Source organism: Xenococcus sp. PCC 7305, from assembly GCF_000332055.1.
Classification (GTDB): Bacteria; Cyanobacteriota; Cyanobacteriia; order Cyanobacteriales; family Xenococcaceae; genus Xenococcus.
Window position 1 is genome coordinate 1 of the sequence record NZ_ALVZ01000182.1, and the last position, 11,962, is coordinate 11,962.

The 11,962-nt window shown below is 40.5% G+C and carries 9 protein-coding genes; 1 reads left to right on the plus strand and 8 read right to left on the minus strand.

Features of this window, described 5'->3' with window-relative positions:
* Positions 1-144: 144 nt before the first annotated feature.
* From XEN7305_RS13565 to recJ, 8 genes are all read right to left on the minus strand, one after another.
* The gene (locus XEN7305_RS13565) at positions 145-423 is read right to left on the minus strand and encodes a hypothetical protein (RefSeq protein WP_006510018.1); all 279 of its coding nucleotides are present in this window, start codon (positions 421-423) and stop codon (positions 145-147) included.
* Positions 420-2,315, minus strand: coding sequence for a vanadium-dependent haloperoxidase (locus tag XEN7305_RS13570; RefSeq protein WP_006510019.1), 1,896 nt, complete (start codon positions 2,313-2,315; stop codon positions 420-422). The genes XEN7305_RS13565 and XEN7305_RS13570 overlap by 4 nt, the downstream gene beginning before the upstream one ends.
* 420 nt (positions 2,316-2,735) lie before the next feature.
* A complete protein-coding gene (trmH, locus tag XEN7305_RS13575; protein ID WP_006510020.1) occupies positions 2,736-3,383 on the minus strand; it encodes a tRNA (guanosine(18)-2'-O)-methyltransferase TrmH in 648 nt (215 codons plus the stop codon).
* Positions 3,384-3,525: 142 nt separating this feature from the next.
* Positions 3,526-4,725 (minus strand): DUF3747 domain-containing protein, encoded by a 1,200-nt coding sequence (locus XEN7305_RS13580; RefSeq protein ID WP_006510021.1) that lies wholly within the window; start codon positions 4,723-4,725, stop codon positions 3,526-3,528.
* Positions 4,726-4,957: 232 nt separating this feature from the next.
* Complete coding sequence (locus tag XEN7305_RS13585; RefSeq protein ID WP_006510022.1) at positions 4,958-6,151, minus strand: DNA double-strand break repair nuclease NurA; 1,194 nt, start codon at positions 6,149-6,151, stop codon at positions 4,958-4,960.
* Between the two features lie 12 nt (positions 6,152-6,163).
* A complete protein-coding gene (locus tag XEN7305_RS26680) occupies positions 6,164-7,645 on the minus strand; it encodes an ATP-dependent RecD-like DNA helicase (RefSeq protein WP_006510023.1) in 1,482 nt (493 codons plus the stop codon).
* A 177-nt stretch (positions 7,646-7,822) separates the two neighbouring features.
* A complete protein-coding gene (locus XEN7305_RS13595) occupies positions 7,823-8,596 on the minus strand; it encodes a DUF928 domain-containing protein (protein WP_040897821.1) in 774 nt (257 codons plus the stop codon).
* Between the two features lie 188 nt (positions 8,597-8,784).
* Entirely contained in the window at positions 8,785-10,803 is a 2,019-nt protein-coding gene (recJ, locus tag XEN7305_RS13600; protein WP_006510025.1) for a single-stranded-DNA-specific exonuclease RecJ, read from the minus strand.
* Positions 10,804-11,156: 353 nt separating this feature from the next.
* Here recJ and XEN7305_RS13605 point away from each other — a divergent pair, with 353 nt between their 5' ends.
* Positions 11,157-11,912, plus strand: coding sequence for a WecB/TagA/CpsF family glycosyltransferase (locus XEN7305_RS13605; RefSeq protein ID WP_006510026.1), 756 nt, complete (start codon positions 11,157-11,159; stop codon positions 11,910-11,912).
* The last annotated feature ends 50 nt before the right edge of the window (positions 11,913-11,962 follow it).

Genomic DNA, 11,962 nt, shown 5'->3' on the forward strand with positions numbered 1-11,962 from the left:
CTGATTTAAAACATGAAAGAATTTTGGACTAATCTTCTTTGCTTCTTTCTTTGCGTCTTTGCGCCTTTGCGCGAAACGAATTCATATCTGGATTCAGCAACGCCTTATTTTAATACTAAATGAGGAACAAACTGTTATAATTCACTAGAATAAAATATTAATCAAAAGCGATAATATTACCAATAGCATTAATACCACAAACCATGACCAAGGTTTTGAAGACGGATTGGGCTCTAGTGGATCAATAATACAAACATCATCAGAGATGGTGTCATGATAATTTTCATTATTGAGACTTCCAGATGTAGCTCTGAGTTTACGAATCGAATGTTTGCGTTTTTTCTGCTGCAAGGAAGCAACAGCGGCTAATCGTCCCCGCAGGGGTGGTTTTATCCTTGGGGGATAGTGGCGTAAACGACTCATCGGCGACCAATCCTCACAACATCACCATCGAAAGTAGGAACAGATAAGACAAAAGGATCTGTTGAATAGGTCAAGGCTTGTTCTTCGAGAATACCGATCGCAATTTTTTCTCCCATGCGAAGACTATCGTAGTAGTCACTAAAATAGTGAACTCCTGCCATATCACGACCAATGGAGATATTGGCGGCTAATTTGTTCAATTCACCTTCAAGGGTTAGGAATTGGTTTGGTTTGTCTGGAACAGGTATTCCAGCATCAAGTTCTATTGGCATTGAAGGATCTGCTAGCGTTGGCACAACTTGCCCTTCTGGAATAGTGGGCGCACGAAAAGCGATTGGATCATCATCAGTTTCAAAACGCTTGAATGCAACTTTTCCATCTTTAATAGCTAATACAGCACTAGTGTCGAAAAATGCTTTGAGAATAGTGACACAAGCCCCCGCTACCGTAGCATGACCTGCACCATAAGCTGGGTGCATCGGGGAACCTTCAGAGAATGCCATTGGCAGAAAGTGAGTTCCATTACCTTGACCATTTGCGATCGCCGTTAACGTAGCACCCAACTCAGTCTTGAATTTGTCTATATTTGCCGTTAGAGCAGGTGGAGTCAAAGCTGCAACATCAGCCGAGGGCGCTCGCACAAGTTCAATTCGTGCTGCTAATGCTTCTGGACGTAAACGAATATGATTATTAAACTTCTGAAAACGAACCGCTTTTAAAGCTCTTGTAGCGACTTCTGTTACTAGGTTAAGGATATGGGGGCCGCCATAAAGAGCAAACCCACCAGCATTGCGACGAGTTTTAATATTCCCTGCTGCCACTCCAACCCCAGAAAGATGATCAAATCCAGGATCAAATGGTGTTTTCATTCCTAAAAGAATAATGCAAGCATTGAGATAAGCTTCATATAGAGCGTCAAAATGAACATAGGTTGCCAAATCGCGAGGAGTATAAATAAAGCGACGTGCCGGTCGATCTGAAGTAACATCCCCATTGCTATCTACATAGGTTTGATTCTCTTGCGGGATATTTTCATTTGGCTTAATCCCACGCTGAACTTTGACATAAGTTGTTATGTCAGTCATAAAATCTTTTCTTGGTTCGGCAATAGGAACTTTTTGATCGATGGCTAAAACACCATAGGTGATTTTTCCTTCTGCAACCTTGCCACCACCATTTAAATCTGTATTTCCAATCAACAAAAATTGAGAAAGATAAGGGCCAACTTCTACTCCTGGAGAGGAACCACGAAATACAGTTTGTAAATCGAGTTGCCCACCAGCTCCTACTTTCCGAGGTCTTCCAGTTTGATTGCTAATGTAAGAAAGATTATTAAGACGACCAAGAGAAGCTGTGATGTCAGTATTGCCACTATCTTTTTCAAAATCATTGAAAGGCGTATCTCGCAGAATCGCTAATTCATAGACCTCGGCCATTTCGCATACCAGCTCTGGATTAGCCTCACCATCTGCACCCAGTAATGGTGGTGCGGGAGCCATCGTAACAGCTTGGGCATCGGGGCCTTGTAGTTCAAATACTACTCCTGCTGTTGGGGCTTCCCATTGCCGAAAATCTTTGATTAGGTCACAGTTAGTTTCTTTTACGACTTCATTTCCCTCGACCTTATATTTCGCACCATGACGCACTCGATCAGAAAAGGGATCGATAAAACCTTCATCTATCGCCCGTCGATACTCCACAAAGTCTTGGGGATCTTGCAATAATCCAGTATCTGGATTGTGAGGTAAGCCTTTAGTAAAAGACATAAAATACTTGTCGCCAGCATATTTTTGTTCTTCCCCATTAGCTTTTTGTTCGGGATGTTGGCGACTTCTGGCTAGCTCTGCCGCCTCTAGGCGAACAGCATAGGATTCCTGTCTGCGATCGTTCATGATAGTTATAATTTTTACTTAGTTTGAATGTTTTAATGACACCACAAAACCTTATCTACAACCTTTGTTGTAAGTATTTTTTAATATTCTCAAGATGAGACAATACTCGAATTTTGAATATTAAAACTCTCCCAGTAGTTTTCCAAAAAAGCTCTGATAGGTTTGATAAGCGATGGGAATTGGGGAAATAGGGAATTAGGGAGAATATCTACTTGTCATAATTAACCTAGTGGAATGCTAAGAAACAGATGAGTCAAATTGGTCAATGCTAAATAGGTCTGGTTTGGATCAAAAATGCATCTTGTTTCATAAATCAATCCCCACCAAAAATGAAATATTTAATGGTCAAACTCGCGCGTTCCCTTGCTCGGTCGGCGCGGGGTCGGGACTCTTCGGGTAGAGCTCCGCAAGCGTCAATTTTTAATTCCTAATATTGCCATATTCATCTAAAGCCGGATAAGCCTTCCCCTGCCGTTGGTACATGGCCGCGAGTTCAGGATAGCCCCATTCAAAAAGAACATGATTAAAGGTTTCAGGATCTAGATTAACGCGATCGTACATTTGGGCAGCTAATCTTTGGCGTTGTGCTTCAAACAAAATCACGGCAGCTGCCACAGACACATTGAGAGATTGCACCATGCCCATCATCGGGATAATAATATGTCCATCTACTAACTCAGCAGCGAGCTCACTAACCCCATGTTTTTCTGCGCCCAAAAGAATCGCAGTGGGAAGAGTGTAATCAATGTCGCGATAATCTATGGCCTCTGGGCTGAGATGAGCAGCATAAATTTTGAAATTGGAATCTTGAAGGTCTGCGATCGCTGTCTTAATATGATTATGGGTATGCAGTTGTACCCATTTTTCACTGCCCTGCGCGACTTGAGAATAGGTGGGAACTTTACTATTACTATTTACCCCATGAACCGCAAACACCCCAACGGCATCACAGGTACGGATGATTGCTGATAAATTATGGGGTTTGTGAACATCCTCTGTTACAACTGTCAAATCAGGTTGTCTTTTACTTAAAACTTGTTTCAATCTCTCGTATCTTCTAGGAATCATGCTCTATTTAGGAGTGGGGATTTTTAGTATTGGGGTAGAAAGCAAGCATATTATCCCATATAGAGTATGTATTCAATTGTAGGGGCAAATGGCTATTCACCCCCACTAGTGATAATTCTTAGCTACATCTGAGCAAAATTTATTAGACGGAAGGCTTAACAGAAATACAATTATGCATTCTCAAAGTTGCTGCTGCTGCATAATTACGACCAGAAGGATTATTGGGATAAAAAGAACTTCCGACCTCGTTATAAGCAGAGGCAACTTGGCAAAAGCCAGACATAGTCTGAACTTTAGTTTCTGCCCAATGCCCAGAAATATCATCAAAAACAGTTGGTGATGACGGTAAGTTTAGTTCAGTAGATTGACCCCTTGCTGTATTGACAAATTTAGCCGCACCTTCTAGAACTGCCATCAATTCTGCCCTGGTTACGGGTTGTTCTGGTCTAAAAGATCCATCTTCATAACCTTTGACAATTTGATTTTCCTGGGCCCATTGAATTTTGGCTGCACTCCAGCGATCGCGAGCAACATCAGGATAGGACTGAGTAGTCGCTACATCAGGAGTCTGAATTTGCAGATCACTAACAGTACTTAATGCTCCAATTACCATCGAGACTAATTGTTCTCTGGTCAACGGTGCTTCCGGACGAAAGGTATCATCTTTAAAACCCGCAATAAAACCGAGAGCAACAGCCTGTTCAATTTCATCTTTATAAATATCCAGAGCAGTATCATTAAAACTAGCTTTAGCAACTGCGGGAGGAGGAGTGGGGGGAGTGTCTCCGGCAGCGGCGATCGCGGCGGTATCTCCACTAAAGAAAAAATGACCTAAGGTTTTGCCCTCATAAGTTTTCTTGGCAAACTGCCAACCGGGATTAAGAAAAATTTTGAGAAACTGACCTTCAGTTTTGCCGAAGGTTGTACCAATGACGGTTCGAGAACGGTCTTTCCGACTAACAGCAACTAGTTGGATTTCCTCTCCCCTATCAGTTAAATCTAAACTGTAATCCTGACTAGTATCTTGTCCATCAAGACGGACAGAATAACCATTACTATCTGTTGCACGACGGCAACTACCCGTAAAATCGAAGGTTGTCCATAGAGGCTCAATAATAGTGGGTTGAGAGCCACTTTCACTCCAGCAAGTTTGTTTTCCGGGAATTTGCTCTATCAGAACCAGATTGTTAAATCTTCCACCCGTAACAGCAACCGCAATTACTTGAGTCTGATCAATTTCCTGTTCTCCAACTTGGGCGATCGCTTGGGAGTTCAAAGATAAGCCGCCTCCCAAAAGAATAGTGCTGATAGCTGCGGTTGCTAGCTTGTTTCTCAGTTTCATATATCTAAATAATTATTTACTAATACGACTCAAAATTAGATTCTGCAATCAGTCTTGACGACAAGACATAATTTATTCTTTACAGTTCTACTTTATAGATATGATTTCGACAAAATTTACTTGACAAATCATGTAGTAATCCAAGCTCAATTCCAGACTGATTATCTTCTCAATATGTTCCTGAATTTTTCTTCCCACCTTCTGCCCTCTGCCCTCTGCCCTCTAACTTCATTCAAGCGACACTGCCCCGCTTTCTGGCCTCTTTATAGGAAATTCCCACATTTTTGATACCAGTTCGTACTAACTGTTGTTCGAGAAGGGCAAAAAAACGAGCGCGATCGCTACCTCTCACCACAGCTTGATTATGGGATTCTGCCAAAGCAACCGGATAACCATAACCTTTATGAACTTGACCTAACATAATGCTCAGGGATTGGTTTAATAATGTACTATCTTCAGCTACCCAAGCAGGAATTTCAACGCGGGCAACTTCTGAACCAACATGAACATAACAGAAATAAATTCGTTGCGACTCGTCATAAAGTTCGAGAACCTTTAAACCACTGCGGTATAGGGGACTTCTTTGCCCGGGTTGCAAACGATGGGACCAGAAAGTAGCATCTCGTAGGGGATCTATTTTCTGACAAGGATATTTTTCTAAATCACTACAGTTGACAACACAATTAGGACTTTCATAAGGACAGCTTTGTAATCGCAGAAAATTAATGCCTTCAACGCTCCGAGAAGCACTGACATAACCCATAAAAGGAATTTTGGTTGTTTTTAGTTGTTCCCAGGAAGCTAAAATCGGCGTTAAAATTTGCTCCCTGGCATCTAGGGGTAAATCATAAAGAAACCAGTAAATTAACGAACCGTCAACCATTGCTAGGTTAGGGATATTTGTATGGGAACCTGGGGGCAAAACCCACTGACAAGCCATCTCAGCCAAGATTTCTGCTTCCGAGACAGCCCGACGATAACCCATCCATTCATCCAAACGAATGCCCCATTGTTTAGAAATATAGAGATCTTTTTCTTGATAAAAAACTTCTGGCAAACTATCTAGTAACGGATGTAAACTTTGCCCGTAATGCAACATCACCCGGCCGACATTAATCAAATAACAATAAACTATTTCGTGATGGGAAGGAGAAATCTGAGAACCATCACTGGCAAAAACGCTATGACTATAGGGTGGTGCAGGAATATCAATGCAACTATCTAACGGTTCAACCGGAGTTGCAACGGCAAATAGTAAGCGATCGCGCCAATTATCCAAATTCTCGATCAATTGTTGCTGCTTAATACAAGCTTGCTGTTGGATAATCTCTGCTTGTTCAATTCGATGACGAGAAGCTAAAGCTTCTTTCTGCAAATGCTGACTAATTCCAGGAAGTTGCCCTGCTAATTTAGCAATATCTAGCATGATAATTTAGAGTTATTGTGAAATAAATACTTGCTTTTTAGCACGAGTCAAAGCTGTATAGAGAAGTTTTTGGCGATCGCTACACCCTATCATATCCTGAACGTCCAAAAACACATGTTCAATACTGCTGCCTTGGGCTTTATGAGTTGTCAGAGCATAGGCATAGCCCACATCATCAAACATCCGCGAAAGATCAAAATAGTAATACCATTGCTTACTACTAGCAAAAGTTTTCACCTGTTCACGATGGAGCTTCTGACTATCTTCATGGAGAATCAATAAAGTCTGAGGTTGAGCTTCTTCAGGTTTCACTCTAACTCGCCAATACTGATATGTTTGTTGCTGAAAAGTCAACTCAGATAGTTGACCAGTCTCGATAACTTGACATTCTTCGGAGCTATTAATTAAGATGCGCCACTTATTTTTACCCTTAGCACCGGGTCTTGGGCGAAAGAGTGGCTTTCTCGCTATTAAGCGATCTCCCGGTAAATAGGGTTGGACATCTTCTCCCCATAATCGAGCACGCACAAATTTATTTAAAGATTCAACTGTTCTGTTTCTCCAGGCTAAATACCTAACATAATCTGGATTTTTTTGGTACTCTGCCGATTCAAATAAACTGATAGCCCTTTCTCGCCATTCCGATGGAGAAGTACAAAGTATTGATTGATCTCGTGTCGTAGTGAAAGCATAAATAATTCGTGAGTATCGAGGATCACTTCTGATCGTTTCTGCCACCCGAGCCAAATCACCATCATAACGAATGACTTCGGTTAAGGTGCTATTGTGATCAATGAGTTCAGAACTGGCGACAATCGGCTCATGCTCATTAATAGGTGGTAGCTGGGCGTGATCACCAACGAATACAACCTTCGTTAGTAAACTTGATTGAGCTTGGGTAGCTATTTCCCGAAAATTCTCCTTATTGAGCATTGAGAACTCATCAATGATGACAATGTCATAGCCAGATAAATCAACATGACCCTTAGATTTAAACTCCTCTTTCCCCGACTCCTCATTAAGTTCTGGCTGCTGTCCCAGCAATTGGGCAACTGTTTTCACTTCTAGTTCCAAGTCTTCGGTGTCGGCCAAATTTCTTAAATTTTTAGCTGCTTTGTTAGTCGGACAAGCTGCTACAAAACTTAGTTTTTCGTTTATCAACCATTTAATATAATGACAAATCAGAAATGATTTTCCGGTTCCCGCATAACCAGCCAAGCGAAAAAATTTATCTTGACTATTAGTGAAAATTTTCAGTTGGGAGAAACTCTCTTGCTGATCATTAGTTAGCTCGGTTTCAGTCCTCGATGCCGATTGGCATTTTTGGGTATCGACAGTCAAGCCAAATGAATTATTCTCATTTAACTTCTTGAGTAAGTCTCCCACTCCCTCGATTTCCCCAGTTTGCAGCAGATTCACAAAAAGTTTGACTTCCGATGCGATCTCTATGGGAACTTCTATGACTTCTTTTTGCGAGTTGACTTGTTTATTCATGTCTTTCGAGCAATGTTTCAGCTTAGCCAGTCCTGACCCTTGGATAGTAGCAGATCTGGGTTGAGCGATCGCAATTAGCTAAATCTAATATTACTTTTATTTGTGATTTGATTTAACTTGTGATCGCGCAGCGCTAGTCTTGGCTGATCGCAAAAAAATATATTACTAACTTTAAAGTCATTTTAAGTGAAAATCGCTAGAATCAGAGGGGATTTGCGCTATTTTTTCCAGTCCAACAGAAGCCAACAAGTTTTGCCAATTAGATGCCAAATTGTGATCGTCTGGGGCTGCTTTTCTGAGTTTGGCTAAAGTCGCAACTGTTTCATACCAAATACCAGCTTCGCCATAGATAACCACAGTTTCTAGGGAATTAGCAGTTTGCAGGCGATCGCGAGTTGTTGCTTCTAGGGCTACTCGCTGAATTTGGCCTTCAATGGTCGGAGTATCTGGTTTCAATTTGCCATTAGGTATGATAGCTAATGCCCACTGATAATTTTTGCCGACTTCCAATGGCGGTGCATCATCAGGAAGAGTTAAACTAATGACTCCTGATTGATTATTGAGAGGCAAAATAGTTTGATAATGATCGCTACTATCTTCATTTCGCCAGCTAAAAAGAACTAAACTAGCAGAGTTTGACGAGAAATAGACGAGTACAGTCGGATGAGAGGAAACAGTTAATCCCTTGGTGGAAGCAGGAATTAGAGGAACAAGGGGCAAAGAAGAATTTTCTGCTTGATTTTCATTGTTACATTGTCCGATGCAACGAGATGCCGCGCCTTTGCTTGTTTTTGGTTGATCTACTGTCGGTGGCTTAAAAGTAACTTTGAATGTTGGATTAGAAGAGGGATTAGAGTTTTCTTGAGCGATCGCTCTGATTAACCAACCAGGAGTAATTAAGATAGTCAAGACGGCAAACAGATTTGCAGCTCTTGATAGATTATTGTTCATTCTCATAAAATAAATTTAAAATAAGTAATTCAACTACTTTAAATTTTAAAATAGCAATCAATAAAATAATATAAATTAGCTGTAATATTTTATGGATTATCTGTCATGGTTTGATGATTATTTGAATAACAATCATTAAGTTTCGTCCGAAAATACACTGAGGCAGAGTGCAGAGGGTGAAATCACGGCTAATTCTTCTCTAATGCGGCCAAAGCAGTTTTAATTAGCTGGTAGTAATGAGGTTGGGTCACATCAATCGATTTAGCATCATCTCGACTGGTGCCTAACAGGCCAAAGCGATCGCCTTTATTAATAGCCAATACCGTTCCTTCGGGATTTTTAATTCTTAATTCGTTTAATGATTTCCACAAACTACAAGCATAGACTTTCCCTTTATAGTCAAATCGAGCTTTTTGCACTTCATCACTATTATGTTGTATCTCCGGTCTTCTTTGTTGTCCCCCATCTTCCGATTCTTGAGGAAGTCGAACGCCAATCAGTTCTAATTCAATATTACTGCTGCCTTGCCAATTATTTTCCTGAAGCTTATAGGCAATATCCAATTTTTTGGGCAAAGGGCAATATTCGCCCCAGCGCCAGGCGATCGCCTTGATTTCCGTATCAGAATCTGTTTCCTGCAAAACTAATTTAAGATGGTCTTGATTTTTGCCAATTTTCCTTTGTTGTTTGACAATGACATTGGGAGTCCAAAACACAGGAAAAGCATTACCAATACCCCAAGGTTGTAAACTATCTATTTCTTGATAAAGTTCCCTGCCAACTTGGGGCAAACTTGCTTGAGCATCGATCTTAACCAAAGGTTTGAGATGTTCTGGCTTTAAGTATTGATAGGCGAATTCGCTTAATTTCTGTTCCAAAGCTGATAAATTACTAGCTGCAAAACTAAAGCCTCCTGCTGCTTTATGTCCACCAAATTTTCCGAGTAAATCCTGGCAATAATCTAAAGCTTCAAAGATATTAAACTCTTCAATTCCCCTTGCAGAACCGCGAATAATAGATTTTGCCTCATCTTCATAGGTGCCAATAAATACCGGTACTCCGTAGCGCTCCACTAAGCGAGAAGCCACAATCCCAATCACTCCATGATGCCAACCTTCATTCACTACGACTAGCACCCTCATTTTTTGCCATAAAATGGGCTTAGTTTCGACTAATGCGATCGCTTCTTCTTGAATTTGTTCACAAAGTTGTTGCCGTTTACTATTAATCTGTTCACATTGCATTGCTCTTTCCAGCGCAATTCCCGGATCATCTGTTGTTAGTAATTCAATTACTAGTTGAGGATCACCAATCCTGCCAATGGCATTGATTCTTGGGCCCAATTTAAAACCAATATCGTCAGGTTGCAATTGTTTTTGTTCTTCTTTAACGCCTGCTACTTGCATCAGAGCTTGAATCCCTGCCAGCTGAGAATAGGGCAACAAACTCAAACCTCTCTTGAGCCAGCGACGATTTACTCCGACTAGAGGGGCTAGATCCGCAACGGTACCCAAGGTAAAAAGCTCCAGTATTGGACTAGTTAACCCAGCAATTTTATCTAAACTTTGGGCAAGGGCAATGGCTAAAATATAGGCAACTCCCACTCCCGCCAATCCCCGATAGGGAGAAGTTGCAGCTAATAATTTGGGGTTTAAAATTGCATCCGCGGTTGGCAACTTCTCTGGTAAGTCGTGATGGTCTGTAATAATCACCGTCAAACCCAATTCCACTGCCCGTAAAATAGGTTCATAAGCCGCAATTCCATTGTCTACTGTGAGAATTACACCGACTCCTGTAGACGCAAATTCTTCCACAATGCGTTGGTTAATGCCATAACCATCCTTCATGCGACTGGGGATTGCATAATCAACATCTGCACCCAAATGTCTCAATGCACGCAACAGCAGAGCAGTGCTAGTCATGCCATCAGCATCATAATCCCCACAGATAGCAATCTTTTCTCCCGAGGCGATCGCATCTTGTAATAATTCGACACTAACTGCTAAATCAGAAAATTCTTCTAGAGGTGAAGGTAAGTCTTGAATTTCTGGATTAATATGAATGTTTGCTAACTCTGGGGTGACCACTCCTCGGTTGATCATGACCTGACTGACTAAGGGCAACAAACCCGTACTCATACTTATCTGTTGCGATTTTTCGGGTTGTAATGGTGCAATACGCCATCGCTGCTCAGGTATTTTAGCCATTGTATAGAGTTCATTGTAGATATTGTCCTAGTAGATTATAGGCATCGGTGGAGTCAGAGTTAATTTTTAATAAGAGTCTATAAAATATTGATAGATTATCTTGATACACAATCTTCTAAACTATTTGCCGACAAGGCTTGCAGCCAATAATTTGGCAAATATAGCCCGTATCTATAGCTGAATTCAGAGATTTTTCCGAGATCCAAAGTATGAAGCCCGCAAGAAGGTGAGTGTTTTTTTCTTTAAGATTCATAAAAGTTGCTTTAAAAGATTTTTACTTACGTAATAATACGGAAAGAAATAACCAAGGTTTTTTCTAAAGCCTAGAATATAGCCTTATATATAACTTAATTATGAAACAGGTTAAAATATTAAATATAGCCATTAACAACTTATCTCAAAATGAACTACTGAGACAATTAGAAAAGGACGGTGGAGTTGTTTTTACCCCTAATGTCGATCATTTGATGAAAATGCAAAAGGATCAAGAATTTTATGAGGTGTATCAGAAGTCGAACTATCGAGTTTGTGATGGCCAAATTCTATTTTGGATGCTCAAGCTTTTGGGAAAGCCAGTGAAGGAAAAAATTTCTGGTTCTCGTTTTTTTCCAGCTTTTTACCAGCATCATAAAAACAAAAAAAATACCAAGATTTTTTTACTGGGAGCAGCTCCTGGAGTAGCAGCTAGAGCGCAAAAAAACATTAATCAAAAAGTTGGCAGAAATATCGTCATTGATACTTACTCCCCTTCTTTTGGCTTTGAAAAAGATGACTCCGAATGTGAATATATTCTTGACCGAATTAATAATTCTGGGGCTAATGTTCTAGTCGTTGGAGTAGGTGCTCCCAAACAAGAAAAATGGATTATAAAATATAAAAAATTCTTAACTAATATTAATATTTTCCTAGCAGTTGGGGCTTCAATAGATTTTGAAGCTGGGCATAAAAGTTTGGCTCCAAAATGGATTAGCGATGCCGGACTAGAAACCCCCTACAGGCTATTGAGTGAGCCTCGAAGACTTTGGAAAAGATATTTAATAGAACATCCGCCATTCTTTTATTTCGTACTACAAGAAAAACTAAAGTTATACAGAAATCCCTTTGGATAGGTTATTTAATATTAGAAATAGCCCTTCTTTCCTACTCACAAAGAAACTAA

Excerpts from the sequence above, each read along its gene's own strand:
- XEN7305_RS13605 (WP_006510026.1), top strand. The coding sequence starts at position 11,157 with ATGAAACAGGTTAAAATATTAAATATAGCCATTAACAACTTATCTCAA.
- trmH (WP_006510020.1), bottom strand. The coding sequence starts at position 3,383 with ATGATTCCTAGAAGATACGAGAGATTGAAACAAGTTTTAAGTAAAAGA.
- XEN7305_RS13580 (WP_006510021.1), bottom strand. The coding sequence starts at position 4,725 with ATGAAACTGAGAAACAAGCTAGCAACCGCAGCTATCAGCACTATTCTT.
- XEN7305_RS13570 (WP_006510019.1), bottom strand. The coding sequence starts at position 2,315 with ATGAACGATCGCAGACAGGAATCCTATGCTGTTCGCCTAGAGGCGGCA.
- XEN7305_RS13565 (WP_006510018.1), bottom strand. The coding sequence starts at position 423 with ATGAGTCGTTTACGCCACTATCCCCCAAGGATAAAACCACCCCTGCGG.
- XEN7305_RS26680 (WP_006510023.1), bottom strand. The coding sequence starts at position 7,645 with ATGAATAAACAAGTCAACTCGCAAAAAGAAGTCATAGAAGTTCCCATA.
- recJ (WP_006510025.1), bottom strand. The coding sequence starts at position 10,803 with ATGGCTAAAATACCTGAGCAGCGATGGCGTATTGCACCATTACAACCC.
- XEN7305_RS13585 (WP_006510022.1), bottom strand. The coding sequence starts at position 6,151 with ATGCTAGATATTGCTAAATTAGCAGGGCAACTTCCTGGAATTAGTCAG.
- XEN7305_RS13595 (WP_040897821.1), bottom strand. The coding sequence starts at position 8,596 with ATGAACAATAATCTATCAAGAGCTGCAAATCTGTTTGCCGTCTTGACT.